Origin of the sequence: Klebsiella grimontii (assembly GCF_042137965.1) — a bacterium.
Lineage (GTDB): Bacteria > Pseudomonadota > Gammaproteobacteria > Enterobacterales > Enterobacteriaceae > Klebsiella > Klebsiella grimontii.
Genome location: NZ_CP169721.1, coordinates 462,056 through 488,085, shown reverse-complemented (window position 1 = coordinate 488,085; position 26,030 = coordinate 462,056). Strand labels below are relative to the sequence as shown.

Sequence of the window (26,030 nt, the reverse complement as noted above, 5' to 3'; positions counted from 1 at the left end):
TATAAGGAACAGCAATGACACCTCATGTCAGGGTTACACTTTTATCCAGCCTTATCATCTCGGCTATCTTGCTCAGCGGTTGCGATAATTCAGGCGATGGGCAACCACATGCACAGATACCCCAGGTTTCCGTTTATGTGGTACACAGCGCGCCGCTATCCGTCACCACGGAGCTACCCGGCCGCACATCAGCCTACCGCGTCGCGGAAGTCCGCCCGCAGGTGAATGGAATAATCCTGCAGCGTAACTTTGTCGAAGGTAGCGATGTCAGCGCAGGACAGTCGCTTTATCAAATCGATCCGGCGACTTATCAGGCAGCTTACAACAGCACAAAGGGCGATGAAGCGAAAGCGGAGGCCGCAGCCGCCATCGCCCATTTAACGGTAAAACGCTACGCGCCTCTTCTCGGCACAAAATATATCAGCCAGCAAGAGTACGATCAGGCGGTGGCGACCGCACGCCAGGCTGATGCCGATGTTATCGCTGCAAAAGCAGCCGTGGAAAGCGCGCGTATTAATCTGGCCTACACCAAAGTGACCTCTCCCATCAGCGGCCGTATCGGCAAATCGAGCGTGACCGAAGGCGCCCTGGTGACGAACGGTCAGGCCGACGCGATGGCGACGGTACAGCAGCTCGACCCCATTTATGTGGACGTTACCGAATCCAGTAATGATTTCATGCGCCTGAAACAGGAAAGTCTGCAGCACGGCAATGACACCAAAAACGTGCAGTTGATTATGGAAAACGGTCAGCCTTATACGCTTCAGGGCGCTTTACAGTTCTCTGATGTCACCGTGGATGAGAGCACCGGCTCAATTACGCTACGCGCGATCTTCCCTAACCCACAGCACGCTTTGCTGCCAGGAATGTTTGTTCGCGCCCGCATTGATGAAGGCGTGTCGCCGAATGCCATTCTCGTTCCCCAGCAGGGAGTCACCCGCACGCCGCGCGGCGAGGCCAGCGTGATGCTCGTTAATGACAAAAACCAGGTGGAAACGCGGGCTGTCACCGCTGCGCAGGCGATTGGCGATAAGTGGTTAGTCACCAGCGGTCTGAAAGCCGGTGAAAAAGTTATCGTCAGCGGTCTGCAGAAAGTACGTCCCGGCGTCACCGTGAAGGCCGAAGAGGATACCGCGACGTCCGTCGCGCAATAAGGTACAAATCCCTATGTCTAAGTTTTTTATTCATCGACCGGTCTTCGCCTGGGTGCTGGCGATCATCATGATGATTGCTGGTGGCCTCGCGATTATGCAGCTACCGATTGCACAATACCCGACTATCGCGCCGCCAGCGGTGGCGATCTCCGCAACCTATCCGGGTGCGGACGCGCAAACCGTTCAGGATACGGTGACTCAGGTTATCGAACAGAACATGAACGGTATCGATAACCTGATGTACATGTCCTCAACCAGCGATTCTGCAGGCGGCGTGACCATCACTCTGACCTTTACGTCGGGTACGGATCCGGATATTGCGCAAGTTCAGGTGCAGAATAAACTCCAGCTGGCGACGCCGCTTCTGCCTCAGGAAGTACAGCAGCAGGGGATTAGCGTCGAGAAATCAAGCAGTAGCTTCTTGATGGTTGCTGGATTCATCTCCGATAACGCCAGCACCACTCAGGATGATATCTCTGACTATGTCGCATCGAACGTCAAAGATACCATCAGCCGCCTTAACGGCGTTGGCGATGTACAGCTCTTCGGGGCGCAGTATGCAATGCGCGTCTGGCTGGACGGCAATCTCCTGAATAAGTACAACCTCACGCCTGTCGACGTCATTAACCAGCTACAGATACAGAACGATCAGATTGCAGCAGGCCAGCTTGGCGGTACGCCAGCCCTTAAAGGCCAGCAGCTAAACGCCTCCATCATTGCTCAGACACGGCTGAAAGACCCGGCAGAGTTTGGCAAAGTGACGCTGCGCGTGAACGCGGATGGCTCAGTGGTGCATCTGAAAGATGTGGCGCGTATTGAGCTGGGTGGTGAGAACTACAACGTTGTCGCTAAAATCAATGGAAAACCGGCTTCAGGCCTGGGAATTAAACTCGCTACCGGCGCCAATGCCCTCGATACCGCCGCTGCGATTAAAGCGAAGCTTGCCGAACTGCAGCCATACTTCCCCCAGGGGATGAAGGTCGTCTATCCTTACGACACCACGCCGTTTGTGAAAATCTCAATTCATGAGGTCGTGAAGACGCTGTTTGAGGCGATTATCCTCGTCTTCCTGGTAATGTACCTGTTTTTACAGAATATCCGGGCCACGCTGATCCCCACTATTGCGGTTCCGGTCGTCCTGCTCGGCACCTTTGCCGTCCTGGCAACGTTCGGTTACTCCATCAATACGCTAACCATGTTTGGCATGGTGCTGGCAATAGGCCTTCTGGTCGACGATGCTATCGTGGTGGTGGAAAACGTCGAACGCGTCATGGTTGAAGAGAAGCTTCCGCCAAAAGAGGCGACGGAAAAATCGATGGCGCAAATACAGGGGGCGCTGGTTGGCATTGCCATGGTGCTCTCGGCGGTGTTTGTCCCGATGGCCTTCTTTGGCGGTTCTACGGGAGCGATTTATCGGCAATTCTCTATCACCATCGTCTCCGCCATGGCGCTGTCCGTACTGGTGGCGCTGATCCTGACCCCCGCGCTTTGCGCTACATTATTGAAACCCGCATCAGCCGATCATCATGAGAAAAAAGGATTTTTTGGTTGGTTTAACGCGAAATTCGATCGTAGCGTGAGCCACTACACTAACAGCGTTAGTGGGATCCTGGGCTGTACCGGACGCTATCTCATCATCTATTTGCTGATCGTTGTGGGTATGGCCGTGCTCTTTGTGCGCCTGCCCACCTCCTTCTTGCCGGATGAGGATCAGGGGGTATTTATGACCATGATCCAACTGCCTTCAGGCGCAACGCAGGAGCGCACGCAAAAAGTGCTCGATACGGTTACCGATTACTACCTGCATAAAGAGAAGGCGAACGTTGAAAGCGTCTTTACCGTTAACGGCTTTAGCTTTAGCGGTCAGGGCCAAAACTCCGGTATGGCGTTTGTCAGCCTGAAGCCATGGGAAGAACGCAGTGGTTCCGAAAATGGCGTTGAGGCCATCATCAAACGAGCAACCGCCGCCTTCAGCCAGATTAAAGATGCCATGGTCTTCCCTTTCAACCTGCCGGCTATTATCGAGCTGGGTACGGCCACGGGTTTTGACTTTGAGCTTATCGATCAGGGCAACCTCGGCCATAGCGCGCTAACCCAGGCCCGTAATCAGCTCCTTGGTATGGTGAGAGAGCATCCGGATCAGCTGGTACGCGTTCGCCCGAATGGGCTCGAAGACACGCCGCAATTCAAGCTGGATGTCGATCAGGAGAAAGCTCAGGCTCTGGGTATTTCGCTATCCGATATCAATGAGACCATTTCCGCGGCGCTGGGGGGATATTACGTCAACGACTTTATTGACCATGGGCGAGTGAAAAAAGTCTACGTTCAGGCCGATGCAAAATTCCGTATGCTGCCGAGCGATATCAATAATATGTACGTCCGCAGCGCGAATGGCGAAATGGTCCCGTTCTCCGCTTTTGTGACTTCGCGCTGGGTTTATGGCTCCCCGCGACTGGAGCGCTACAATGGTTTGCCCTCTATGGAAATGCTTGGCGAAGCGGCGCCCGGGAAAAGTACCGGTGATGCGATGATTTTAATGGAGCAATTGGCCAGCAAGCTTCCTACTGGGATCGGCTACGACTGGACGGGGATGTCTTATCAAGAACGTTTATCCGGTAATCAGGCGCCAGCTTTATATGCCATTTCACTTATCGTTGTCTTTTTGTGTCTTGCGGCGCTTTATGAAAGCTGGTCTATTCCCTTCTCCGTCATGCTCGTCGTTCCATTAGGGGTGGTTGGAGCACTGCTGGCAGCGTCGTTACGTGGGCTTAATAATGACGTTTATTTCCAGGTGGGTTTATTAACAACTATCGGCCTGTCTGCGAAAAACGCTATTCTTATCGTTGAGTTTGCGAAAGACCTGATGGATAAGGAAGGCAAAGGAATTATCGAAGCCACACTTGAAGCATCTCGTATGCGTTTACGCCCTATCCTGATGACTTCGCTGGCCTTTATCCTGGGGGTTCTGCCTCTGGTAATTAGCCACGGAGCCGGCAGCGGCGCCCAAAACGCGGTCGGTACCGGCGTTATGGGCGGAATGCTGATGGCGACATTGCTGGCTATCTTCTTCGTCCCCGTCTTCTTCGTGGTGGTAAGACGCCGTTTTACGAAACACGCAGAGTAAATACTCTTATCTAAAGGCACCTTTCTGGTGCTTTTTTTTCGTCTGCGTATCGGTAACTATCCTGATGATATTAAATGTATTTATTAATTTTTAATAATTGCCGCGGTTTCCCATACACATTATTTATCTATCGTCTTCTGACTTTCTTCACGATATTTACGTTACTCATAAATTGAGATTATTTACTCTAGCGGCGCCCTGTATTGCTGATGATAAAATAAACCGTTCCGTAGGTGTATGGGTTCTCCAATACAGCGAAGCGGATTATTTAGAGGTAACATCATGAATAAATTTATTATAGTGGCATTGCTGGCAACGCTGCTCGCCGGCTGTGCGCACGACTCTCCGTGTGTGCCGGTTTATGATTCTGAAGGTAGATTAGTCCACACCAATACCTGTATGAAAGGAACGACCCAGGATAACTGGGAAACTGCTGGCGCGATTGCCGGAGGCGCAGCCGCGATAGCTGGTCTGACGCTCGGTATCGTGGCATTGACGCGTTAATTCCTTTCTCTTCTCTGACATGACAGGTACCGGAGTCATATCCGGTACCGCTTTCCCCGAAGGTAAGCCCCACGATGCTTAAACTGTATTGCCCGCTGCTGAAGCCCGGACAAAGCTCCCTCGGATAACAGCGAGCGGATGAAACGTCATTGCCGGATATGATTTTTTCGTGGACGCAAAAACGCAAAAAGCCCATCCGTCAGGATGGGCTTTTCACTTATTTGATGCCTGGCAATGCCCTACTCTCACATGGGGAGACCCCACACTACCATCGGCGCTACGGCGTTTCACTTCTGAGTTCGGCATGGGGTCAGGTGGGACCACCGCGCTATCGTTGCCAGGCAAATTCTTTTCAAATCGCCGAACTTTAACCTAAAAAACTGGTGCTGATACCCAGAGTCGAACTGGGGACCTCACCCTTACCAAGGGTGCGCTCTACCAACTGAGCCATATCAGCACACTTAATTTGATGCCTGGCAGTTCCCTACTCTCACATGGGGAGACCCCACACTACCATCGGCGCTACGGCGTTTCACTTCTGAGTTCGGCATGGGGTCAGGTGGGACCACCGCGCTAGTGCCGCCAGGCAAATTCTGTTATCTGTATCAGGCTGAAAATCTTCTCTCAAATCCGCCAAAACATCTTCGGCGTTGTAAGGTTAAGCCTCACGGTTCATTAGTACCGGTTAGCTCAACGCATCGCTGCGCTTACACACCCGGCCTATCAACGTCGTCGTCTTCAACGTTCCTTCAGGACTCTCAAGGAGTCAGGGAGAACTCATCTCGGGGCAAGTTTCGTGCTTAGATGCTTTCAGCACTTATCTCTTCCGCATTTAGCTACCGGGCAATGCCATTGGCATGACAACCCGAACACCAGTGATGCGTCCACTCCGGTCCTCTCGTACTAGGAGCAGCCCCCCTCAATTCTCCAGCGCCCACGGCAGATAGGGACCGAACTGTCTCACGACGTTCTAAACCCAGCTCGCGTACCACTTTAAATGGCGAACAGCCATACCCTTGGGACCTACTTCAGCCCCAGGATGTGATGAGCCGACATCGAGGTGCCAAACACCGCCGTCGATATGAACTCTTGGGCGGTATCAGCCTGTTATCCCCGGAGTACCTTTTATCCGTTGAGCGATGGCCCTTCCATTCAGAACCACCGGATCACTATGACCTGCTTTCGCACCTGCTCGCGCCGTCACGCTCGCAGTCAAGCCAGCTTATGCCATTGCACTAACCTCCTGATGTCCGACCAGGATTAGCTGACCTTCGTGCTCCTCCGTTACTCTTTAGGAGGAGACCGCCCCAGTCAAACTACCCACCAGACACTGTCCGCAACCCCGATTAGGGGCCCACGTTAGAACACCAGCCATTAAAGGGTGGTATTTCAAGGATGGCTCCATGCAGACTGGCGTCCACACTTCAAAGCCTCCCACCTATCCTACACATCAAGGACCAGTGTTCAGTGTCAAGCTATAGTAAAGGTTCACGGGGTCTTTCCGTCTTGCCGCGGGTACACTGCATCTTCACAGCGAGTTCAATTTCACTGAGTCTCGGGTGGAGACAGCCTGGCCATCATTACGCCATTCGTGCAGGTCGGAACTTACCCGACAAGGAATTTCGCTACCTTAGGACCGTTATAGTTACGGCCGCCGTTTACCGGGGCTTCGATCAAGAGCTTCTCCTTACGGATAACCCCATCAATTAACCTTCCGGCACCGGGCAGGCGTCACACCGTATACGTCCACTTTCGTGTTTGCACAGTGCTGTGTTTTTAATAAACAGTTGCAGCCAGCTGGTATCTTCGACTGATTTCAGCTCCATGGGTAAACCACTTCACCTACATATCAGCGTGCCTTCTCCCGAAGTTACGGCACCATTTTGCCTAGTTCCTTCACCCGAGTTCTCTCAAGCGCCTTGGTATTCTCTACCTGACCACCTGTGTCGGTTTGGGGTACGATTTGATGTTACCTGATGCTTAGAGGCTTTTCCTGGAAGCAGGGCATTTGTCACTTCAGCACCGTAGTGCCTCGTCATCACACCTCAGCGTTGATAACGTTCCGGATTTACCTGGAACATCCGCCTACATGCTTAAACCGGGACAACCGTCGCCCGGCCAACATAGCCTTCTCCGTCCCCCCTTCGCAGTAACACCGAGTACAGGAATATTAACCTGTTTCCCATCGACTACGCCTTTCGGCCTCGCCTTAGGGGTCGACTCACCCTGCCCCGATTAACGTTGGACAGGAACCCTTGGTCTTCCGGCGTGCGGGTTTTTCACCCGCATTATCGTTACTTATGTCAGCATTCGCACTTCTGATACCTCCAGCAACCCTCACAGGCCACCTTCAACGGCTTACAGAACGCTCCCCTACCCAACAACACATAGTGTCGCTGCCGCAGCTTCGGTGCATGGTTTAGCCCCGTTACATCTTCCGCGCAGGCCGACTCGACCAGTGAGCTATTACGCTTTCTTTAAATGATGGCTGCTTCTAAGCCAACATCCTGGCTGTCTGGGCCTTCCCACATCGTTTCCCACTTAACCATGACTTTGGGACCTTAGCTGGCGGTCTGGGTTGTTTCCCTCTTCACGACGGACGTTAGCACCCGCCGTGTGTCTCCCGTGATAACATTCTTCGGTATTCGTAGTTTGCATCGGGTTGGTAAGTCGGGATGACCCCCTAGCCGAAACAGTGCTCTACCCCCGAAGATGAGTTCACGAGGCGCTACCTAAATAGCTTTCGGGGAGAACCAGCTATCTCCCGGTTTGATTGGCCTTTCACCCCCAGCCACAAGTCATCCGCTAATTTTTCAACATTAGTCGGTTCGGTCCTCCAGTTAGTGTTACCCAACCTTCAACCTGCCCATGGCTAGATCACCGGGTTTCGGGTCTATACCCTGCAACTTAACGCCCAGTTAAGACTCGGTTTCCCTGCGGCTCCCCTATACGGTTAACCTTGCTACAGAATATAAGTCGCTGACCCATTATACAAAAGGTACGCAGTCACCCCATAAAGAGGCTCCTACTGCTTGTACGTACACGGTTTCAGGTTCTTTTTCACTCCCCTCGCCGGGGTTCTTTTCGCCTTTCCCTCACGGTACTGGTTCACTATCGGTCAGTCAGGAGTATTTAGCCTTGGAGGATGGTCCCCCCATATTCAGACAGGATACCACGTGTCCCGCCCTACTCTTCGAGTTCACAGCCTGTGCGTTTTAGTGTACGGGAGTATCACCCTGTACCCTGCGACTTTCCAGACGCTTCCACTAACACACAAGCTGATTCAGACTCCGGGCTGCTCCCCGTTCGCTCGCCGCTACTGGGGGAATCTCGGTTGATTTCTTTTCCTCGGGGTACTTAGATGTTTCAGTTCCCCCGGTTCGCCTCGTTTGACTATGTATTCATCAAACGATAGTGCAACGAATTGCACTGGGTTTCCCCATTCGGACATCGCCGGCTATAACGGTTCATATCACCTTACCGACGCTTTTCGCAGATTAGCACGTCCTTCATCGCCTCTGACTGCCAGGGCATCCACCGTGTACGCTTAGTCGCTTAACCTCACAACCCGAAGATGTTTCGTAAAACATCATCGTGTCGCGAAAATTTGAGAGACTCGAACACACATTAGCTGTGTGTCGTTTCAATTTTCAGCTTGATCCAGATTTTTAAAGAGCAAATATCTCAAACGTCACCCGAAGATGAGTTTTGAGATATCGGTTGGTTGTGCCTTTCACTCACAGCCAGCAAGTGGCGTCCCCTAGGGGATTCGAACCCCTGTTGCCGCCGTGAAAGGGCGGAGTCCTAACCGCTAGACGAAGGGGACACGAGGTGTCGCGACTTCGCAGCCGTCTTGCTTCTTTACATCTATCAGACAATCTGTGTGGACACTACAAAGGCAGGTTCTTTCAGGTAAGGAGGTGATCCAACCGCAGGTTCCCCTACGGTTACCTTGTTACGACTTCACCCCAGTCATGAATCACAAAGTGGTAAGCGCCCTCCCGAAGGTTAAGCTACCTACTTCTTTTGCAACCCACTCCCATGGTGTGACGGGCGGTGTGTACAAGGCCCGGGAACGTATTCACCGTGGCATTCTGATCCACGATTACTAGCGATTCCGACTTCATGGAGTCGAGTTGCAGACTCCAATCCGGACTACGACATACTTTATGAGGTCCGCTTGCTCTCGCGAGGTCGCTTCTCTTTGTATATGCCATTGTAGCACGTGTGTAGCCCTACTCGTAAGGGCCATGATGACTTGACGTCATCCCCACCTTCCTCCAGTTTATCACTGGCAGTCTCCTTTGAGTTCCCGACCGAATCGCTGGCAACAAAGGATAAGGGTTGCGCTCGTTGCGGGACTTAACCCAACATTTCACAACACGAGCTGACGACAGCCATGCAGCACCTGTCTCAGAGTTCCCGAAGGCACCAAAGCATCTCTGCTAAGTTCTCTGGATGTCAAGAGTAGGTAAGGTTCTTCGCGTTGCATCGAATTAAACCACATGCTCCACCGCTTGTGCGGGCCCCCGTCAATTCATTTGAGTTTTAACCTTGCGGCCGTACTCCCCAGGCGGTCGACTTAACGCGTTAGCTCCGGAAGCCACTCCTCAAGGGAACAACCTCCAAGTCGACATCGTTTACAGCGTGGACTACCAGGGTATCTAATCCTGTTTGCTCCCCACGCTTTCGCACCTGAGCGTCAGTCTTTGTCCAGGGGGCCGCCTTCGCCACCGGTATTCCTCCAGATCTCTACGCATTTCACCGCTACACCTGGAATTCTACCCCCCTCTACAAGACTCCAGCCTGCCAGTTTCGAATGCAGTTCCCAGGTTGAGCCCGGGGATTTCACATCCGACTTGACAGACCGCCTGCGTGCGCTTTACGCCCAGTAATTCCGATTAACGCTTGCACCCTCCGTATTACCGCGGCTGCTGGCACGGAGTTAGCCGGTGCTTCTTCTGCGGGTAACGTCAATCGACAAGGTTATTAACCTTATCGCCTTCCTCCCCGCTGAAAGTACTTTACAACCCGAAGGCCTTCTTCATACACGCGGCATGGCTGCATCAGGCTTGCGCCCATTGTGCAATATTCCCCACTGCTGCCTCCCGTAGGAGTCTGGACCGTGTCTCAGTTCCAGTGTGGCTGGTCATCCTCTCAGACCAGCTAGGGATCGTCGCCTAGGTGAGCCGTTACCCCACCTACTAGCTAATCCCATCTGGGCACATCTGATGGCAAGAGGCCCGAAGGTCCCCCTCTTTGGTCTTGCGACGTTATGCGGTATTAGCTACCGTTTCCAGTAGTTATCCCCCTCCATCAGGCAGTTTCCCAGACATTACTCACCCGTCCGCCACTCGTCACCCGAGAGCAAGCTCTCTGTGCTACCGTTCGACTTGCATGTGTTAGGCCTGCCGCCAGCGTTCAATCTGAGCCATGATCAAACTCTTCAATTTAAGTTTGATGCTCGTGAATTAAACTTCGTAATGAATTACGTATGTTCACTCAGAGACTTGGTATTCATTTTTCGTCCGAAGACGTTAAGAATCCATGTCACTTTGAGTGCCCACACAGATTGTCTGATAAATTGTTAAAGAGCAGTGCAACGCGGCTTTCGCTCACCGTTGCGAGGTGGCGTATATTACGCTTTCCTCTTTCAGAGTCAACCCGTTATTTCAGGATTTTTTCTCTTCAACCGACCGGGTTGTTTGTGAAGTGATTCACATCTGCCGTGTCAGTGGGAGCGCATTATAGGGATCCCATTTTTTTGCACAAGCCTTTTTTCGATCTTTTTTTCCAAATGATGGTTTTTCAGCCGCTTCGCGGCGTTCTTGCTCAATTCGCTCAATTTTTACCACAATAAAGGGTTGCAGACGGCCAAAAAAGCAACCAAAGTCTCTGCACTCCCTTCGTTTATTGAGGTAACCATGACCACCAGTTTACGTCGTTATAAAGATTTATTCCCTAAAACGGGCCTGCGCGTGATGATCGACAGCAGCAGCGTGGTGATCGGTGATGTCAGAATGGCTGATGACGTCAGTATCTGGCCTCTGGTCGCGATTCGCGGCGATGTGAATTACGTCGAAATAGGCGCTCGCACCAACATTCAGGACGGTAGCGTCTTACATGTCACGCATAAATCACCATCTAATCCGCAAGGCAATCCACTGATCATTGGCGATGATGTCACCGTCGGGCATAAGGTGATGCTACACGGCTGCACTATTGGTAATCGGGTACTGGTCGGGATGGGTTCGATTTTGTTGGATGGCGTGATTGTTGAAGACGACATAATGATTGGCGCAGGTAGTCTGGTGCCTCAGAACAAACGCCTCAAGAGTGGCTACCTTTACTTTGGTAACCCGGTAAAACAGATACGCCCCCTGACGGAGGCGGAAATCGCGGGGCTCATATATTCAGCGAATAACTATGTAAAGTGGAAAGGTGATTATCTCGATCAGGAAAGCCAGACCCAACCCTGAGCATCTTCCCGCTGGTCGAGAATGAGATCCTGGGCTTCATCTTCCAGATCCCAGCGATGTTCACGAAAAGCGGCCAGCCATTGTGCGGGTTCTTCACCGCCAAAACGCTTCTTGAGCACCGTTAACGTTAAGGCGCAGGTAAGCTGCATGCCGTTAACTAATGCCGGAAAAGCGATACATTGATGCGCTTCATCCCATATCTCTCTGTCTGGAAACTGAATAGCCTGGTTCACGCATTCAGTTCCTTCTGCAACGCTGCAATGACTGGCCTAATTTCTGGCAGTACGCCATGCCATAACAGCACCGCATGGGCAGCCTGCGCCACCAGCATTCCCAACCCATCAGCGCATTTTGTCGCACCGTGTTGCTGGCAGAGGGCTAAAAATGGCGTACAGCCTTTCTGGTAAAACATGTCATAACAACAGACATGAGGATTTATTAAGGTAACAGGGATCGAGGGAACATCGCCGTCAATACCGCTGGACGTCGCATTAACAATCAGATCAAATTCCTGACCGCCCAATGCTTCTATATCTAAAGCGCGGACGCTGCCGGTATGAGAAAAAAGCGTAGCCAGTTCATGGGCGCGAGAATAGGTACGATTAACAATAGTCACGGCGCAATCCAGCGACAGGAGAGGAAGCAATACGCCGCGTGAAGCCCCACCTGCGCCAATAAGCAACACCCGGAATCCAGGTTTAATAAAACCAAGCCGTTCCAGATCGCTCAGTAGTCCAATACCATCGGTATTGTCCCCAAGCAGGCGGCCATCCTCCAACCGTTTAAGCGTATTGACCGCACCAGCCAGCGCTGCGCGTTCAGTTAACTCATCAGCTCGCGCGAAGGCCTCTTCTTTAAAAGGCACGGTGACGTTCGCTCCCTTACCACCTTCATTAAAGAAAGCATCGAGCGTGGTAACAAAATCATCGAGCGGAGCCAGGATACGGCCATAGGGATGCGTAATTTGCAGCTGCTGCGCAAAAAGCCGATGAATAGATGGCGACTTGCTATGGGCAATCGGGTTTCCGAAGACGGCATAAGTTTCCATGAGTTACCCCTGGCGGAAGAGTTTGCCCGTCAAGGCGTCACGTATTTCAGATGGGTTTTGACGCCCGCCCGTTGCCCCATCGACTACCGGGAAATCAGCGCCAAACTGCGTAAAAACCTCAGCCGTCGTGCGACAAGGAGGCTGGCCCGATAAATTTGCGCTGGTAGAAACAAGCGGTTTCCCGTAAGCCTTACACAGTTCGACCACCAGCGGATGATCCGTGACTCGTACCGCCAATGAATTGAAGCGCCCGGTCAACCAACGCGGCGTTGAAGCGCAGGCAGGGAAGACAAATGTTACCGGCCCAGGCCAACACGAAAAAATAGCCGCTAGCTGCGCATCACTCAGCTGCGTATCGTCAATATACGGCTTGAGTTGCTCAAAGTTCGCAGCAATCAGAATCAGCCCCTTTTCAACGGGACGCTGCTTCAGTGCGAGCAGACTCATGACGGCTTTTTCGCTATCGGGATCGCAACCGACGCCAAAAACGGCTTCTGTTGGATAGGCGATGACATGTTCATTATTCAGAAGCGCCACAGCGCGTACGATGGCTTCTGAGGGCAGGTTATTATTCACAGATTTATTCCGCCGATATCGGCTTTCCACATTGTTTGCTGGCGCAGAAGCGCTTAACGCCCTGCGCCGTTTTCTTTTCGATTAGCAACGGGTAATGACACTCAGGACACTCGCCCGCCACTGGCCTGAAGTTAATGACGAACTGACAATCGGGGTAACGATCGCAGGAATGGAAGTTTTTTCCAAACCGTGAACGGCGCTGAACCAGATGCCCTTGTCCGCATTGTGGGCAGGCTATTGCAGTTTCATCCGGCTTATCGATAAGTTCAGTATGTTCGCAATCAGGATAGCTGCTGCAACCGATAAACATACCAAAACGCCCCTGGCGGAGTACCAGCACCGCGCCGCAGGACGGACACGTTTGCCCCTCCAGAACTTTGACAATATGTCCGTCCGCCTGGCTTTTCAGGGGGCGGACATAGTCACAGTCAGGATAATGCGAGCAGCCGAGAAAAGGCCCGTGCTTCCCGGAGCGTATTACCAGTTCAGCCCCACACTGCGGGCAGGGTTCGTTTTTACGCACCGAAAACAGCGCTGTTTTGGTCATAACAATTCTAATGTCGCAGCAAAAAAGTTAGTGCAGCATACCTTCATTTACTTCAAAGAGTAATTCTTCCATTTGCTGGTAGGCATTTTCGCAACCGGGAATATTGAACAGCACCATCAGAATCACCCATTTGAGATCCTCCAGCTCGAATTCTGCCGTATCCAGCGCCAGCACGCGCTCTATCACCATTTCCCGTGTTTCGAGGTTCAACACCTGAATTTGCTCAAGGAATAGTAAGAATCCCCGGCAACTCGCATCAAGACGCTGACACTCCTCGTCAGTATAGACTCGTAACGAGAGTGGGTCAGAAGCTAGCTGCATGGGTGCAACAAGCCCCTCCTGGTAATCAGCCAGTTTTTCGAGCCACATTAGGGCGTTATAGATATCTTCTCGTTCAAAACCGGCATCGGTCAGATCCCGAGTCAGCTTGTCCTGATCCACGCGCATTTCTGCTTCGTTATGGATGTAAGTTTCAAACAGATACATCAGTACGTCGAACATGGCTTGCCCTCCTTAATCGGACATAGCCGCCGGGTACAGCTGCGATCCAGCCTGCTAACTCCAGTTCTAGTAGCTGGGCTACGGTTACTGGCACAGATTGGCCGGCACGTTCAGCGACAACGTCAACAGGTGTTACCTCATCTCCTACGTTAGCCAGGAGCTCTGGAAATGGCAATGCTACAGAAGGCCGATTACCGCAATTATTTACCTCATCTGGCTCAGGAAGAATATACGGTAGCTCATCTCGCCAGTATTCGACGATATCTTCAGGGGCTGTTACGGGAATCGCGCCCTGCTTGATGAGCCAATGAGGACCTTCTGAACCCGGGCTGCCAATCGGCCCTGGCAGAGCAAATACATCCCTTCCCTGCTCCAGCGCATACCGAACCGTCACTAATGAGCCACTTTTCAGCGCAGCTTCAATAACCAACACACCGGCGCTTAGGCCACTGATAATTCGGTTACGACGGGGAAAATTGCCCGGCAGGGGCGGAGTAAACAGCGGGAACTCAGAAATGACGGCTCCGCCACCGTTAATTATCTGTTCCGCTAACGCCTGATGGCGACGAGGATAGATCTCTCCTAAGCCATTCCCTAAAACTGCCACCGTTTTACCTTTCCCTTCCAGCGCACCACGATGAGCAATACCATCAATGCCAAGGGCCAGACCGCTCGTGATCGTAATGCCATAACGCGCTAAAGCTTCGCTAAATAGTTTTCCCCAACGAGCGCCATACCACGAGTGCGACCGACTCCCGATGACGGACAACTGCCGGCTACTGAGTAGCGCAGGATCTCCACATACTAAAAGAGCGCAAGGAAAGTCGACAATCGCCCGCAGTTGGGGTGGGTAAAGCGGATCTTCGGCAGTCAGTAAATAGCAATTGGGCCGCTCCAGCCATTGCAGCGTGGCATCGATTTCGCATTGGTTAACACCGAGGAAATGCTTCGATTGCGCCAGATTCAAACCACGGGCACGCAACTCTTCTCGCTCTAGCGTCGGAGATGAACATAGCTGGCGTGCAGCACTGATAGCACCTTCTCCATACAGGCTGCTCACTCTCATCAAACGTAACCAAATTTCCCTCGGCGTCATCCCTATTCCCCTGCCACAAGCGACTTTAACAATCTTTGCGATTGGTCAGTGAGACTGTCAATTGCAGGGGGTTTTGTCTAGAATAGAGGTAATAATCTTTCCAACTCCTGAACACAACTCTGGATAACTATGTCAGTTTTGCAAGTGTTACATATTCCGGACGAGCGCCTTCGCAAAGTCGCAAAACCGGTAGAAGAAGTAAATGCAGAAATTCAGCGTATCGTCGATGATATGTTCGAGACGATGTACGCTGAAGAAGGTATCGGTCTGGCCGCAACGCAGGTAGATATTCATCAGCGCATTATCGTTATTGACGTATCAGAAAATCGTGAAGAGCAGCTGGTATTAATTAACCCTGAGCTGCTGGAAAAGAGCGGAGAAACAGGTATTGAAGAGGGTTGTCTCTCTATTCCTGAACAGCGTGCTTTAGTACCACGTGCAGAAAAGGTGAAAATCCGCGCGCTCGATCGTGAAGGTAAACCTTATGAGCTTGAAGCTGATGGTCTGCTGGCAATCTGTATTCAGCATGAGATGGATCACCTCGTCGGTAAGCTGTTCATCGACTACCTGTCGCCGCTCAAGCAACAACGCATTCGTCAGAAAGTTGAGAAACTTGATCGCCTGAATGCCCGAGCTTAAGGACGAGAATTAACGTGTCAGATTCACTACGTATTATTTTTGCGGGCACACCTGACTTTGCAGCGCGTCATCTCGACGCGCTGCTCTCCTCTGGACATAACGTCGTTGGCGTGTTCACCCAACCGGACCGTCCGGCTGGTCGTGGTAAAAAACTCATGCCCAGCCCGGTAAAAGTTCTGGCGGAAGAGCAAGGCATACCGGTATTCCAGCCAGCTTCGTTACGTCCGCAGGAAAACCAGCAACTCGTCTCTGACCTGCGCGCAGATGTTATGGTCGTTGTGGCCTATGGCCTCCTTCTGCCAAAATCCGTACTTGATATTCCACGCCTGGGCTGCATTAACGTTCACGGCTCGCTGCTTCCGCGCTGGCGCGGTGCGGCCCCGATTCAACGTTCGCTTTGGGCTGGCGATGCCGAGACGGGTGTAACCATCATGCAGATGGATGTTGGTCTCGATACGGGTGATATGCTGTATAAGCTTGCGTGCCCGATCACCGCAGAAGACACCAGCGGGACGCTGTACGACAAGCTGGCGAACCTGGGCCCCCAGGGGCTTATCGAAACCCTTAAGCAGCTTGCCGCAGGCACCGCAAAACCGGTTGTACAGGATGAAGCGCTGGTTACCCATGCGCAAAAACTCAGCAAAGAAGAAGCGCGTATCGACTGGTCTCTTTCCGCTGCACAGCTAGAACGCTGCATTCGCGCCTTTAACCCATGGCCAATGAGTTGGATAGAAATTGATGGTCAGCCGGTGAAAGTCTGGCAGGCATCGGCGATCGACACGGCAACAAAAGCCGAGCCGGGGACCATTCTTGAAGCGACAAAACGGGGAATTCAGGTCGCAACCGGGGACGGGGTTCTGAATTTACTCTCGCTACAGCCAGCCGGGAAAAAAGCCATGAGTGCTCAGGATCTATTAAACTCGCGCCGGGAATGGTTTGTACCTGGCAGCCGTCTGGTCTGATGCTCCTTTCTTAATACGCCCGGTGTTACCGGGCATTTTTATTTTTGTACTTATGAAAAAACAACTCAATTTACGCAGTCTGGCAGCGCAGGCCGTTGAACAGGTTCTCGAACAAGGGCAATCCTTAAGCAACGTTCTGCCGCCGCTGCAACAGAAAGTCTCTGATAAAGATAAAGCGCTGCTTCAGGAGCTATGCTTTGGCGTGCTACGTACGCTTTCACAGTTAGATTGGCTGATCGGCAAGCTCATGTCCCGGCCGATGACGGGTAAGCAGCGTGTTGTGCACTACCTGATTATGGTGGGCTTTTATCAACTGTTATACACACGCATTCCGCCTCATGCAGCTTTGGCGGAAACCGTTGAAGGCGCCGTTGCTATTAAACGTCCGCAGCTCAAAGGGTTGATCAATGGGGTCTTGCGCCAGTTTCAACGTCAGCAGGAAGAGCTGTTAGCTGAATTTTCTCGTAGCGAGATCCGCTTTTTACATCCTTCCTGGTTATTGAAACGTCTGCAAAAAGCCTATCCAGCACAGTGGGAAGCCATTGTGGAAGCGAACAACCAGCGCCCGCCGATGTGGTTGCGGGTAAACCGCGTCCATCATTCGCGCGACAGCTGGCTGGCTTTACTGGAAGAGGCGGGAATGAAAGGGTTTACTCATCCTGCTTACCCTGACGCCGTGCGCCTGGAAACACCGGTACCGGTCCACGCATTGCCCGGGTTTGAGGCAGGTTGGGTGACCGTGCAGGATGCCTCTGCCCAAGGCTGCATGACATTCCTTGATCCGCAAAACGACGAGTATATTTTAGATCTATGCGCTGCCCCGGGTGGTAAAACCACCCATATTCTCGAAGCGGCGCCCGAAGCACAGGTTCTGGCTGTCGATGTTGATGAGCAGCGACTCTCCCGCGTCTATGACAACCTGAAGCGTCTGGGCATGAAAGCGACCGTCAAACAAGGCGATGGCCGTTATCCAGCCCAATGGTGTGGCGAGCAGCAGTTCGATCGTATTCTGTTGGATGCCCCTTGTTCCGCCACCGGTGTTATTCGCCGTCACCCGGATATCAAATGGCTGCGCCGGGATCGTGATATCGCGGAACTGGCCCAGCTCCAGGCTGAAATTCTGGATGCCGTATGGCCGCACCTGAAATCCGGCGGCACTCTGGTTTACGCGACATGTTCCGTATTGCCAGAAGAGAACAGCCAGCAAATAAAAGCCTTCCTGCAACGTACAGCTGATGCGGTTCTTAACGAAACCGGCGATGCAGATTTACCGGGCCAGCAAAATTTGCCAGGCGCCGAGCAAGGTGACGGCTTCTTTTACGCTAAGCTAATCAAAAAGTAATGAGATAACGAGTCGCGACTGATGAAAATTATCATATTGGGCGCAGGGCAGGTCGGCGGAACTCTGGCAGAAAACCTTGTCGGTGAGAACAACGATATTACGCTGGTAGACACGAATGGCGACCGCCTTCGCAGTCTTCAGGACAAATTTGATCTCAGAGTGGTTCAGGGCCACGGCTCGCACCCGCGCGTGCTGCGCGAGGCCGGTGCGGATGATGCCGACATGTTGGTTGCAGTGACCAGCTCAGATGAAACGAACATGGTGGCCTGCCAGGTCGCCTATTCGCTGTTTAATACACCAAATCGTATTGCCCGCATCCGTTCCCCGGATTATGTACGCGATGCCGATAAACTTTTCCATTCAGAAGCGGTTCCTATTGACCACCTCATCGCTCCAGAGCAGTTGGTAATTGACAGTATTCACCGTCTGATCGAGTACCCAGGCGCGCTGCAGGTGGTTAATTTTGCTGAAGGAAAAGTCAGCCTTGCAGTCGTTAAAGCTTATTATGGCGGCCCTTTGGTGGGAAACGCGCTTTCAACTATGCGTGAGCATATGCCGCATATTGATACACGCGTAGCGGCTATTTTCCGCCACGATCGTCCTATCAGGCCACAAGGATCAACAATCGTAGAGGCCGGTGATGAGGTGTTTTTCATCGCCGCATCACAGCATATCCGTGCAGTGATGAGCGAACTTCAGCGCCTTGAAAAACCGTACAAGCGCATCATGCTGGTTGGCGGGGGAAACATCGGGGCCGGACTCGCCCATAAGCTGGAGAAAGATTACAGCGTCAAGCTTATTGAACGTAATCAACAGCGTGCCGCAGAGCTCGCAGAAAAGCTGCAAAATACAATTGTCTTTTACGGTGATGCATCAGATCAAGAATTGCTGGCGGAAGAACATATCGATCAGGTCGATCTTTTCATTGCCGTCACCAACGATGATGAAGCCAATATTATGTCTGCCATGCTCGCAAAACGCATGGGCGCCAAAAAAGTGATGGTACTGATCCAACGCCGCGCCTACGTTGATCTTGTTCAGGGGAGCGTGATCGACATTGCAATATCACCGCAGCAGGCAACTATTTCAGCTCTGCTCAGCCATGTGCGGAAAGCTGATATTGTCGGCGTTTCCTCTCTGCGCCGCGGTGTCGCGGAGGCCATTGAAGCTGTAGCGCACGGAGATGAAAGCACTTCGCGGGTCGTTGGTCGCGCTATCGATGAGATTAAGCTTCCCCCCGGAACAATTATTGGCGCAGTAGTACGCGGTAATGATGTCATGATCGCGAATAATAATCTGCGTATTGAGCAAGGGGATCATGTCGTTATGTTCCTGACGGACAAAAAATTCATCTCTGATGTTGAGAGACTATTCCAGCCAAGTCCTTTCTTCCTGTAGTTCGCAGGCGTCGACGAGACGCCTTTCTTTTATCCCTTATATATCAAAGGATAATATTTTTCTGCAATTATTCCCCAGTAATGGAAAATAGGAATACATTTGTTAAACTTATCAGTGTTAGCTGGCTCAAGGAGAATAAAATGAGTTTTTTAAAAGAATTTCGCGAATTTGCGATGCGCGGGAACGTGGTTGATTTGGCAGTCGGTGTCATCATTGGTGCAGCCTTTGGTAAAATCGTATCGTCGTTAGTTGCCGATATTATTATGCCACCGCTAGGTTTACTCATTGGCGGAATCGACTTTAAACAGTTTGCTGTCACGCTACGGGACGCCCAGGGAGACATCCCAGCGGTCGTAATGCATTATGGCGTATTCATCCAGAACGTCTTCGATTTTATTATCGTGGCGTTTGCCATTTTTATGGCAATCAAACTGATGAATAAATTGAACAGAAAAAAAGAAGAAACCCCGGCAGCACCACCGGCCCCGACCAAAGAAGAAGTCCTGCTTAGCGAAATTCGTGACCTGTTGAAAGAACAAAACAATCGTTCTTAAGAAGCGTCAAAAGCAGAAGGCCAGTGGTAAGAAAGTTAATTACTTTCTTGCCACTGGCCTCCCGACCATTCCGTCCTGCATGTTTTTCTTTTCTTTGGTAGCTGCCTTTCCCTTTCCTGTTCTTCTCAACTCTCTGCCTGAATAATGGGTCATGAAGTAATGCCTCAATGGCGTTATCTTTTATTTGCCCTTTCGTATGCTGATAGCGGCTCATAAACTCTCCAGATTAGTAAAAGAAATCGGCCTGAGTGTAGACGCGACTGATGCAAAAATCAACGTGCTGTATTTTGGTTGCTGGCCCCCTGCTCAAGCGCTTCAAGAATTGAACAATAGACGCTGCTGTGCGCTGTGCCGCAGCAAGCATCATTGAGGCGCTGCAAAGAGCGACGCATGGTTTGTAGCTCTTTAATCCGGGATTCCACTTCGCTCAAACGGGCCTGCACAATACCTTTAGATTCCTGGCAGGTGTGATGCTCTGGATCGATGCGGATCGAGAGAAGTTCGCGGATCGATTCTAGCGTGAAACCGAGCTGTCTGGCATAGCGAATAAAACGCAGCCTCTGTAAGTCGTTGTCCGTATAGAGGCGAAATCCACCTTCCGTACGCACATTGTGATCCATCATCTGCTGCTTTTCGTAGTAGCGGATGGTGTCGGGAGTAACGTCAGCCAATTTTGCCAGTTCACCAATACGGTACATGATTACTCCTCATTAATTTTATGTAGCAACTTATCAGCGTAATCTCCGCGCAGGAAGTCCGTGTTCAGGCCCGCCTGTCGCAGCTTTAACTCGAGTAGCGCCAAACGACGGCTCAGTTCCGCATAGCGCGGATCGCTCTCCTGTACACCTTTCAGTAGGTCAGTGAGCATTACCGCTTCTTTACGATGTTCGAGTTCGGGAGGTAAACAACCTGCATTTTTGAGTAATCGGTAACCTGCGCGCAGCTCAGCTGGCACATGCGAGTCGTCATCCAGAGAAAGAGGTTCCCCACTTCCCGGAAGATTATCTAACTCACCTTTGCGCTGTGCATCAAGAATATGGCGCTCTGCCCACTGATCCAGTAACCACATCATAAGGCTCCGGCGATGAACAAAAATAATGCAGATATTGTAAACAAGCAGGAATAGGGTGGATATAAAAAAACCCGCCGGAGCGGGTTTTTTTACGTTACTACAGATTACTCTGCAGCAGCTTCTGCTTTCGATTCAGAGCGATCAACCAGCTCGATGTATGCCATCGGCGCGTTGTCGCCTGCACGGAAGCCACACTTCAGAATACGAGTGTAACCACCGGCGCGGCTCGCGAAACGCGGGCCCAGCTCGTTAAACAGTTTTGCCACGATCTCGTTATCACGAGTGCGGGCGAATGCCAGACGACGATTAGCAACGCTATCAGTCTTGGCAAGAGTAATCAGCGGCTCAACTACGCGACGCAGTTCTTTCGCTTTCGGCAGGGTCGTCTTGATGATTTCATGACGAACCAGCGAACCAGCCATGTTACGGAACATAGCCTGGCGATGGCTGCTGTTGCGGTTCAGTTGACGACCACTCTTACGATGGCGCATGACCTTATCCTTCTCAGTAAAACCTTAACCTGTGATCCGGTTACTCGTCAGCAATGCTTGCCGGTGGCCAGTTTTCCAGGCGCATGCCCAGAGACAGACCACGTGAAGCCAGCACGTCTTTAATCTCAGTAAGAGATTTTTTACCCAGGTTCGGCGTTTTCAGCAACTCAACCTCGGTACGCTGTACCAGATCACCGATATAGTGGATAGCTTCTGCCTTAAGGCAGTTAGCAGAGCGGACAGTCAATTCGAGATCGTCAACAGGGCGCAGCAGGATCGGATCGAATTCTGGTTTCTCTTCTTTCACTTCCGGCTGACGTACATCACGTAAATCAACGAAAGCTTCCAGTTGTTCTGCCAGGATGGTTGCCGCACGACGAATCGCCTCTTCAGGATCGATTGTGCCGTTGGTTTCCATTTCGATGACCAGCTTGTCCAGGTCGGTACGCTGTTCTACACGCGCTGCTTCAACATTGTAGGCAATACGCTCTACCGGGCTGTAGCATGCGTCGACCAGCAGACGGCCGATTGGGCGCTCATCTTCTTCCGAATGAATTCGGGCAGAAGCCGGCACATAACCGCGACCGCGCTGAACTTTGATACGCATGCTAATAGCTGCGTTCTCATCGGTCAGGTGGCAGATCACATGTTGCGGCTTGACGATTTCGACATCACCGTCATGGGTAATGTCGGCTGCGGTCACAGGGCCAATGCCAGATTTGTTCAAAGTAAGGATAACTTCATCTTTACCCTGAACTCTCACCGCCAGCCCTTTCAGGTTGAGCAGGATTTCAAGGATATCTTCCTGAACGCCTTCTTTGGTGCTGTACTCATGAAGTACACCATCAATCTCAACCTCGGTCACCGCGCAACCCGGCATCGATGAGAGCAGAATACGGCGCAGTGCGTTACCCAGAGTATGGCCAAAGCCACGCTCTAAAGGTTCAAGGGTCACCTTGGCGTGCGTCGAACTCACTTGCTCGATATCGACCAGGCGCGGTTTTAGAAACTCTGTCACAGAACCCTGCATTGTGTCCTCTCTTTGGTACTAAGCTTTACTTGGAGTAAAGCTCGACGATCAGGTGTTCGTTAATGTCCGCAGACAGATCAGAACGTTCCGGCTGACGCTTGAACGTACCTTCCATCTTGCCAGCATCAACTTCCAGCCAGGTTGGCTTTTCACGCTGCTCAGCCAGCTCCAGAGCGGCTTTCACGCGAGATTGCTTTTTCGCTTTCTCACGAATGCTGACAACGTCATTCGCTTTAACCTGATAAGAAGCGATGTTAACAACACGACCGTTTACCATGATAGCTTTGTGGCTAACCAGCTGACGTGATTCAGCACGAGTCGCGCCGAAGCCCATACGGTATACAACGTTGTCCAGACGACCTTCCAGCAGAGTCAACAGGTTTTCACCGGTGTTGCCTTTCAGACGCGCTGCTTCTTTATAGTAGTTACGGAACTGACGCTCCAGCACACCGTACATACGGCGAACTTTTTGCTTTTCACGCAACTGCACACCATAGTCAGACAGACGCGGTTTACGCGCACCGTGCTGGCCAGGAGCTTGTTCAATTTTACACTTGGTATCGATCGCGCGAACGCCAGACTTAAGGAACAGGTCTGTGCCCTCACGACGGCTCAGCTTGAGCTTAGGACCCAAATATCTTGCCATTTTCTTTCTCCAACAATCCTAGAAACGAACGCGTTATACGCGACGTTTTTTCGGCGGACGACAACCGTTATGAGGGATCGGAGTCACATCAGTAATATTCGTGATGCGGAAACCAGCGGCGTTCAGTGCACGAATAGTAGATTCGCGACCTGGACCCGGACCTTTGACCATAACTTCCAGATTCTTGATGCCGTATTCTTTTACGGCTTCAGCGCAACGCTCTGCTGCAACCTGAGCTGCAAACGGAGTGGATTTGCGAGAACCACGGAAACCGGAACCACCGGCTGTTGCCCAACCCAGCGCGTTACCCTGACGATCGGTAATGGTAACGATGGTGTTGTTAAAAGAAGCATGGACATGAGCCACGCCATCAGAGACTTGTTTTCTTACACGCTTACGTGCACGAACTGGTGCCTTTGCCATTATTCAATCACCCCGACTATTTCTTGATCGGTTTACGCGGACCCTTACGGGTACGTGCGTTGGTCTTAGTACGCTGACCGCGAACCGGAAGACCACGACGATGGCGTAAACCACGATAGCAACCAAGGTCCATCAGACGCTTGATGCTCAGGGTGATTTCACGGCGCAGATCACCTTCAACGACAAATTTACCAACCGCTTCACGCAGGGATTCAATTTGTTCTTCAGACAGCTCACTGATCTTAACATTTTCAGCGATACCCGTGTCAGCACAGATGGCTTTAGAGCGGGTCTTGCCGATACCGAAAATGGCAGTTAATGCGATTACGGTATGTTTGTGATCAGGAATGTTAATGCCTGCTATACGGGCCACTATGCACTCCTACTATTTAATATGTACGCACCATGCTGAAAAGCCCGTTTTCAGGATACTCAAATGGAAACGTACAGACATACAAAAGATTGGCTGGCTAATCTAGCCAGCTCAACCCAACTTTGCAAGAAAAATATGCGAATAAATCAGCCTTGGCGCTGTTTATGCTTCGGCTCGGCACTGCAAATCACGCGGATGACGCCATCACGCTTAACGATTTTGCAGTTACGGCATAATTTCTTGACGGAAGCACGAACTTTCATTTTTACTCTCCGTAACTTCTCGAGCGACCTGTTAGCGGCCGTAGCCTTTCAGGTTCGCCTTCTTCAATGCAGACTCGTACTGACTCGACATCATCAGAGTTTGCACTTGAGCCATAAAGTCCATAATCACGACAACAACGATAAGCAGTGAGGTCCCACCGAAGTAGAACGGTACTTTCATTGCATCACGCATGAACTCCGGGATCAGGCAGATAAAAGTGATGTATAACGCACCGACCAAAGTCAGGCGAGTCATTACTTTATCGATATACTTCGCCGTTTGCTCTCCCGGACGAATTCCTGGTACAAATGCACCGGACTTCTTCAGGTTATCTGCTGTTTCACGCGGGTTGAAAACCAACGCCGTATAGAAGAAACAGAAGAAGATGATTGCAGACGCATAGAGTAACACATAAAGCGGTTGCCCAGGCTGCAAATACAGCGAAATTGTTGTCAGCCAGTTCCAACCAGTACCGCCCCCGAACCATGATGTAATGGTTGCCGGGAACAGAATAATACTGGAAGCGAAGATTGCCGGGATGACCCCTGCCATATTCACTTTCAGCGGTAAATGTGTGCTCTGTGCAGCATAGACACGACGACCCTGTTGACGCTTAGCGTAGTTTACCACAATGCGGCGTTGGCCACGCTCAACAAAGACAACAAAGAAGGTCACTGCAAATACTAATACTGCAACCAACAGCAACAGGAGGAAGTGCAGGTCGCCTTGACGCGCTTGCTCGATAGTATGGGCGATGGCTGGCGGGAGACCCGCAACGATACCGGCAAAGATAATGATCGAGATACCGTTTCCGATACCACGTTCAGTAATCTGTTCGCCGAGCCACATCAGGAACATTGTTCCTGAAACCAGACTAACAACAGCGGTGAAATAGAATGCAAAGCCTGGATTAATCACCAGGCCCTGCATACCAGGCATATTCGGCAGACCGGTAGCAATACCGATCGACTGGAATATCGCCAGCACCAGAGTACCGTAGCGGGTGTACTGGCTGATCTTACGACGACCAGACTCCCCTTCTTTCTTCAGCTCTGCTAACGGCTGATAAACAACCGTCAACAGCTGGACAATGATCGATGCCGAAATATACGGCATGATACCCAACGCAAAGATAGAAGCACGGCTGAGAGCACCACCAGAGAACATGTTGAACATTTCAATGATGGTGCCTCGCTGTTGCTCAAGCAGTTTGGCAAGTACAGCGGCATCAATACCAGGGATCGGAATAAAAGAGCCAATACGGAACACAATCAACGCACCGATTACAAACAACAGTCTGCGCTTCAGTTCGCCAATCCCACCTTTGGCACTTTGAAAATCTAATCCCGGTTGCTTAGCCATCTGCTACTTATTCCTCAATTTTACCGCCAGCAGCTTCGATAGCAGCACGAGCACCTTTAGTCACGCGCAGGCCACGAACAGTTACCGGACGAGATACTTCACCAGACAGGATCACTTTCGCGAATTCGATCTGGATACCGATAATGTTAGCCGCTTTCAGCGTGTTCAGGTCGATAACATCGCCTTCTACGTGAGCCAGATCAGACAGACGAACTTCTGCCGTGATCATCGCTTTACGAGAAGTGAAGCCGAATTTCGGCAGACGACGGTACAGAGGCATCTGACCACCTTCGAAACCGCGACGTACGCCACCGCCAGAACGAGAGTTCTGACCTTTGTGACCACGACCACCGGTTTTACCGAGGCCAGAACCGATACCACGACCCAGGCGTTTACCCGCCTTTTTGGAGCCTTCGGCCGGAGACAGAGTATTTAAACGCATCTC

At 51.5% G+C, this 26,030-nt stretch carries 26 protein-coding genes, 2 tRNA genes and 4 rRNA genes; 9 read left to right on the top strand and 23 right to left on the bottom strand.

All coding sequences use genetic code 11. The features are described 5' to 3' along the window. The first annotated feature begins 14 nt into the window (after window positions 1-14). The 3 genes from ACE3MN_RS02320 (at window position 15) to ACE3MN_RS02310 (ending at window position 4,782) form a co-directional block, all read left to right on the top strand. On the top strand, window positions 15-1,154 hold the full coding sequence (locus ACE3MN_RS02320; RefSeq protein WP_004139667.1) for an efflux RND transporter periplasmic adaptor subunit: 1,140 nt from the start codon (window positions 15-17) through the stop codon (window positions 1,152-1,154). Between the two features lie 13 nt (window positions 1,155-1,167). Further along, window positions 1,168-4,278: an efflux RND transporter permease subunit gene (locus ACE3MN_RS02315; RefSeq protein ID WP_049130440.1), complete on the top strand. Its 3,111-nt coding sequence runs from the start codon at window positions 1,168-1,170 to the stop codon at window positions 4,276-4,278. Between the two features lie 282 nt (window positions 4,279-4,560). Beyond that, window positions 4,561-4,782 (top strand): membrane protein, encoded by a 222-nt coding sequence (locus ACE3MN_RS02310; protein ID WP_004125860.1) that lies wholly within the window; start codon window positions 4,561-4,563, stop codon window positions 4,780-4,782. A 226-nt stretch (window positions 4,783-5,008) separates the two neighbouring features. On the opposite strand, the gene rrf (ACE3MN_RS02305) is transcribed toward ACE3MN_RS02310, so the two are convergent. From rrf (ACE3MN_RS02305) to ACE3MN_RS02280, 6 genes are all read right to left on the bottom strand, one after another. Next, window positions 5,009-5,124: ribosomal RNA gene (gene rrf, locus ACE3MN_RS02305) — 5S ribosomal RNA — on the bottom strand. A 39-nt stretch (window positions 5,125-5,163) separates the two neighbouring features. Then, window positions 5,164-5,239: transfer RNA gene (locus tag ACE3MN_RS02300), tRNA-Thr, on the bottom strand. 14 nt (window positions 5,240-5,253) lie between these two features. Further along, window positions 5,254-5,369 (bottom strand): 5S ribosomal RNA (rrf, locus tag ACE3MN_RS02295). Window positions 5,370-5,436: 67 nt separating this feature from the next. After that, window positions 5,437-8,343: ribosomal RNA gene (locus tag ACE3MN_RS02290) — 23S ribosomal RNA — on the bottom strand. 190 nt (window positions 8,344-8,533) lie between these two features. Then, window positions 8,534-8,608 (bottom strand) — tRNA-Glu (locus ACE3MN_RS02285). 87 nt (window positions 8,609-8,695) lie between these two features. Next, window positions 8,696-10,235: ribosomal RNA gene (locus tag ACE3MN_RS02280) — 16S ribosomal RNA — on the bottom strand. The 16S, 23S and 5S rRNA genes sit together here with 2 tRNA genes alongside, the layout of an rRNA operon. A gap of 471 nt (window positions 10,236-10,706) precedes the next feature. Here ACE3MN_RS02280 and ACE3MN_RS02275 point away from each other — a divergent pair. Then, entirely contained in the window at window positions 10,707-11,261 is a 555-nt protein-coding gene (locus tag ACE3MN_RS02275; protein ID WP_024360698.1) for a gamma carbonic anhydrase family protein, read from the top strand. Here the strand turns inward: ACE3MN_RS02275 and ACE3MN_RS02270 are convergent. The 6 genes from ACE3MN_RS02270 to dprA are packed head-to-tail and all read right to left on the bottom strand — an operon-like array spanning window position 11,237 to window position 15,029. Further along, entirely contained in the window at window positions 11,237-11,494 is a 258-nt protein-coding gene (locus ACE3MN_RS02270) for a DUF1488 domain-containing protein (RefSeq protein WP_004138448.1), read from the bottom strand. The two genes, ACE3MN_RS02275 and ACE3MN_RS02270, sit on opposite strands and share 25 nt — an antisense overlap. Then, window positions 11,491-12,309 carry a shikimate dehydrogenase gene (gene aroE, locus ACE3MN_RS02265; RefSeq protein WP_004138442.1) on the bottom strand — a complete coding sequence of 273 codons (819 nt, stop codon included), beginning with the start codon at window positions 12,307-12,309 and terminating at the stop codon, window positions 11,491-11,493. The genes ACE3MN_RS02270 and aroE overlap by 4 nt, the downstream gene beginning before the upstream one ends. Before the next feature lie 3 nt (window positions 12,310-12,312). Further along, window positions 12,313-12,885, bottom strand: a complete 573-nt coding sequence (tsaC, locus tag ACE3MN_RS02260) for an L-threonylcarbamoyladenylate synthase type 1 TsaC (protein WP_049100355.1) — start codon at window positions 12,883-12,885, stop codon at window positions 12,313-12,315. A 4-nt stretch (window positions 12,886-12,889) separates the two neighbouring features. Then, window positions 12,890-13,432, bottom strand: a complete 543-nt coding sequence (locus tag ACE3MN_RS02255; protein WP_004138439.1) for a type I DNA topoisomerase — start codon at window positions 13,430-13,432, stop codon at window positions 12,890-12,892. 27 nt (window positions 13,433-13,459) lie between these two features. Continuing rightward, a complete protein-coding gene (gene smg, locus ACE3MN_RS02250) occupies window positions 13,460-13,933 on the bottom strand; it encodes a DUF494 family protein Smg (protein WP_024360699.1) in 474 nt (157 codons plus the stop codon). Continuing rightward, entirely contained in the window at window positions 13,905-15,029 is a 1,125-nt protein-coding gene (gene dprA / locus ACE3MN_RS02245; protein WP_024360700.1) for a DNA-protecting protein DprA, read from the bottom strand. The genes smg and dprA overlap by 29 nt, the downstream gene beginning before the upstream one ends. Window positions 15,030-15,158: 129 nt before the next feature. Between dprA and def the strand changes: the two genes are divergently transcribed. The 5 genes from def to mscL all read left to right on the top strand — a co-directional run bounded on the left by def (window position 15,159) and on the right by mscL (window position 19,924). After that, window positions 15,159-15,668: a peptide deformylase gene (def, locus tag ACE3MN_RS02240; protein WP_004138433.1), complete on the top strand. Its 510-nt coding sequence runs from the start codon at window positions 15,159-15,161 to the stop codon at window positions 15,666-15,668. Window positions 15,669-15,682: 14 nt separating this feature from the next. Next, complete coding sequence (gene fmt, locus ACE3MN_RS02235) at window positions 15,683-16,630, top strand: methionyl-tRNA formyltransferase (RefSeq protein ID WP_049131931.1); 948 nt, start codon at window positions 15,683-15,685, stop codon at window positions 16,628-16,630. A gap of 52 nt (window positions 16,631-16,682) precedes the next feature. Further along, window positions 16,683-17,972 carry a 16S rRNA (cytosine(967)-C(5))-methyltransferase RsmB gene (gene rsmB / locus ACE3MN_RS02230; protein ID WP_004138428.1) on the top strand — a complete coding sequence of 430 codons (1,290 nt, stop codon included), beginning with the start codon at window positions 16,683-16,685 and terminating at the stop codon, window positions 17,970-17,972. A 21-nt stretch (window positions 17,973-17,993) separates the two neighbouring features. Further along, a complete protein-coding gene (gene trkA / locus ACE3MN_RS02225) occupies window positions 17,994-19,370 on the top strand; it encodes a Trk system potassium transporter TrkA (protein ID WP_004125888.1) in 1,377 nt (458 codons plus the stop codon). Between the two features lie 140 nt (window positions 19,371-19,510). Further along, window positions 19,511-19,924 carry a large-conductance mechanosensitive channel protein MscL gene (gene mscL, locus ACE3MN_RS02220; RefSeq protein WP_004138427.1) on the top strand — a complete coding sequence of 138 codons (414 nt, stop codon included), beginning with the start codon at window positions 19,511-19,513 and terminating at the stop codon, window positions 19,922-19,924. On the opposite strand, the gene ACE3MN_RS02215 is transcribed toward mscL, so the two are convergent. The 11 genes from ACE3MN_RS02215 to rplO form a co-directional block, all read right to left on the bottom strand. Continuing rightward, complete coding sequence (locus ACE3MN_RS02215; protein WP_024360701.1) at window positions 19,878-20,138, bottom strand: alternative ribosome-rescue factor A; 261 nt, start codon at window positions 20,136-20,138, stop codon at window positions 19,878-19,880. The genes mscL and ACE3MN_RS02215 overlap by 47 nt on opposite strands. A 58-nt stretch (window positions 20,139-20,196) precedes the next feature. Continuing rightward, window positions 20,197-20,622 carry a Zn(2+)-responsive transcriptional regulator gene (zntR, locus tag ACE3MN_RS02210; protein WP_004125893.1) on the bottom strand — a complete coding sequence of 142 codons (426 nt, stop codon included), beginning with the start codon at window positions 20,620-20,622 and terminating at the stop codon, window positions 20,197-20,199. Between the two features lie 2 nt (window positions 20,623-20,624). After that, complete coding sequence (locus ACE3MN_RS02205; protein ID WP_004138424.1) at window positions 20,625-20,993, bottom strand: DUF1992 domain-containing protein; 369 nt, start codon at window positions 20,991-20,993, stop codon at window positions 20,625-20,627. A gap of 107 nt (window positions 20,994-21,100) precedes the next feature. Then, window positions 21,101-21,487, bottom strand: a complete 387-nt coding sequence (gene rplQ, locus ACE3MN_RS02200; RefSeq protein WP_001216372.1) for a 50S ribosomal protein L17 — start codon at window positions 21,485-21,487, stop codon at window positions 21,101-21,103. A gap of 40 nt (window positions 21,488-21,527) precedes the next feature. Next, window positions 21,528-22,517 (bottom strand): DNA-directed RNA polymerase subunit alpha, encoded by a 990-nt coding sequence (locus ACE3MN_RS02195; protein ID WP_002919219.1) that lies wholly within the window; start codon window positions 22,515-22,517, stop codon window positions 21,528-21,530. A 25-nt stretch (window positions 22,518-22,542) separates the two neighbouring features. Beyond that, the gene (gene rpsD / locus ACE3MN_RS02190; RefSeq protein WP_004125897.1) at window positions 22,543-23,163 is read right to left on the bottom strand and encodes a 30S ribosomal protein S4; all 621 of its coding nucleotides are present in this window, start codon (window positions 23,161-23,163) and stop codon (window positions 22,543-22,545) included. A gap of 33 nt (window positions 23,164-23,196) precedes the next feature. Beyond that, the gene (rpsK, locus tag ACE3MN_RS02185; protein WP_004138423.1) at window positions 23,197-23,586 is read right to left on the bottom strand and encodes a 30S ribosomal protein S11; all 390 of its coding nucleotides are present in this window, start codon (window positions 23,584-23,586) and stop codon (window positions 23,197-23,199) included. Window positions 23,587-23,602: 16 nt separating this feature from the next. Continuing rightward, window positions 23,603-23,959, bottom strand: coding sequence for a 30S ribosomal protein S13 (gene rpsM, locus ACE3MN_RS02180; protein ID WP_004106333.1), 357 nt, complete (start codon window positions 23,957-23,959; stop codon window positions 23,603-23,605). A gap of 146 nt (window positions 23,960-24,105) precedes the next feature. Beyond that, window positions 24,106-24,222, bottom strand: coding sequence for a 50S ribosomal protein L36 (gene rpmJ, locus ACE3MN_RS02175; RefSeq protein WP_000868187.1), 117 nt, complete (start codon window positions 24,220-24,222; stop codon window positions 24,106-24,108). Between the two features lie 31 nt (window positions 24,223-24,253). Continuing rightward, window positions 24,254-25,585 carry a preprotein translocase subunit SecY gene (gene secY / locus ACE3MN_RS02170; RefSeq protein WP_004106334.1) on the bottom strand — a complete coding sequence of 444 codons (1,332 nt, stop codon included), beginning with the start codon at window positions 25,583-25,585 and terminating at the stop codon, window positions 24,254-24,256. A gap of 7 nt (window positions 25,586-25,592) precedes the next feature. Further along, window positions 25,593-26,027: a 50S ribosomal protein L15 gene (gene rplO, locus ACE3MN_RS02165; protein WP_004106336.1), complete on the bottom strand. Its 435-nt coding sequence runs from the start codon at window positions 26,025-26,027 to the stop codon at window positions 25,593-25,595. Window positions 26,028-26,030: the final 3 nt, after the last annotated feature.

Excerpts from the sequence above, each read along its gene's own strand:
- ACE3MN_RS02320 (WP_004139667.1), top strand. The coding sequence starts at position 15 with ATGACACCTCATGTCAGGGTTACACTTTTATCCAGCCTTATCATCTCG.
- ACE3MN_RS02315 (WP_049130440.1), top strand. The coding sequence starts at position 1,168 with ATGTCTAAGTTTTTTATTCATCGACCGGTCTTCGCCTGGGTGCTGGCG.
- ACE3MN_RS02310 (WP_004125860.1), top strand. The coding sequence starts at position 4,561 with ATGAATAAATTTATTATAGTGGCATTGCTGGCAACGCTGCTCGCCGGC.
- ACE3MN_RS02275 (WP_024360698.1), top strand. The coding sequence starts at position 10,707 with ATGACCACCAGTTTACGTCGTTATAAAGATTTATTCCCTAAAACGGGC.
- aroE (WP_004138442.1), bottom strand. The coding sequence starts at position 12,309 with ATGGAAACTTATGCCGTCTTCGGAAACCCGATTGCCCATAGCAAGTCG.
- ACE3MN_RS02255 (WP_004138439.1), bottom strand. The coding sequence starts at position 13,432 with ATGACCAAAACAGCGCTGTTTTCGGTGCGTAAAAACGAACCCTGCCCG.
- smg (WP_024360699.1), bottom strand. The coding sequence starts at position 13,933 with ATGTTCGACGTACTGATGTATCTGTTTGAAACTTACATCCATAACGAA.
- dprA (WP_024360700.1), bottom strand. The coding sequence starts at position 15,029 with ATGACGCCGAGGGAAATTTGGTTACGTTTGATGAGAGTGAGCAGCCTG.
- def (WP_004138433.1), top strand. The coding sequence starts at position 15,159 with ATGTCAGTTTTGCAAGTGTTACATATTCCGGACGAGCGCCTTCGCAAA.
- rsmB (WP_004138428.1), top strand. The coding sequence starts at position 16,683 with ATGAAAAAACAACTCAATTTACGCAGTCTGGCAGCGCAGGCCGTTGAA.
- trkA (WP_004125888.1), top strand. The coding sequence starts at position 17,994 with ATGAAAATTATCATATTGGGCGCAGGGCAGGTCGGCGGAACTCTGGCA.
- mscL (WP_004138427.1), top strand. The coding sequence starts at position 19,511 with ATGAGTTTTTTAAAAGAATTTCGCGAATTTGCGATGCGCGGGAACGTG.
- ACE3MN_RS02215 (WP_024360701.1), bottom strand. The coding sequence starts at position 20,138 with ATGAGCCGCTATCAGCATACGAAAGGGCAAATAAAAGATAACGCCATT.
- zntR (WP_004125893.1), bottom strand. The coding sequence starts at position 20,622 with ATGTACCGTATTGGTGAACTGGCAAAATTGGCTGACGTTACTCCCGAC.
- ACE3MN_RS02205 (WP_004138424.1), bottom strand. The coding sequence starts at position 20,993 with ATGTGGTTACTGGATCAGTGGGCAGAGCGCCATATTCTTGATGCACAG.
- rplQ (WP_001216372.1), bottom strand. The coding sequence starts at position 21,487 with ATGCGCCATCGTAAGAGTGGTCGTCAACTGAACCGCAACAGCAGCCAT.
- ACE3MN_RS02195 (WP_002919219.1), bottom strand. The coding sequence starts at position 22,517 with ATGCAGGGTTCTGTGACAGAGTTTCTAAAACCGCGCCTGGTCGATATC.
- rpsD (WP_004125897.1), bottom strand. The coding sequence starts at position 23,163 with ATGGCAAGATATTTGGGTCCTAAGCTCAAGCTGAGCCGTCGTGAGGGC.
- rpsK (WP_004138423.1), bottom strand. The coding sequence starts at position 23,586 with ATGGCAAAGGCACCAGTTCGTGCACGTAAGCGTGTAAGAAAACAAGTC.
- rpmJ (WP_000868187.1), bottom strand. The coding sequence starts at position 24,222 with ATGAAAGTTCGTGCTTCCGTCAAGAAATTATGCCGTAACTGCAAAATC.
- secY (WP_004106334.1), bottom strand. The coding sequence starts at position 25,585 with ATGGCTAAGCAACCGGGATTAGATTTTCAAAGTGCCAAAGGTGGGATT.
- rplO (WP_004106336.1), bottom strand. The coding sequence starts at position 26,027 with ATGCGTTTAAATACTCTGTCTCCGGCCGAAGGCTCCAAAAAGGCGGGT.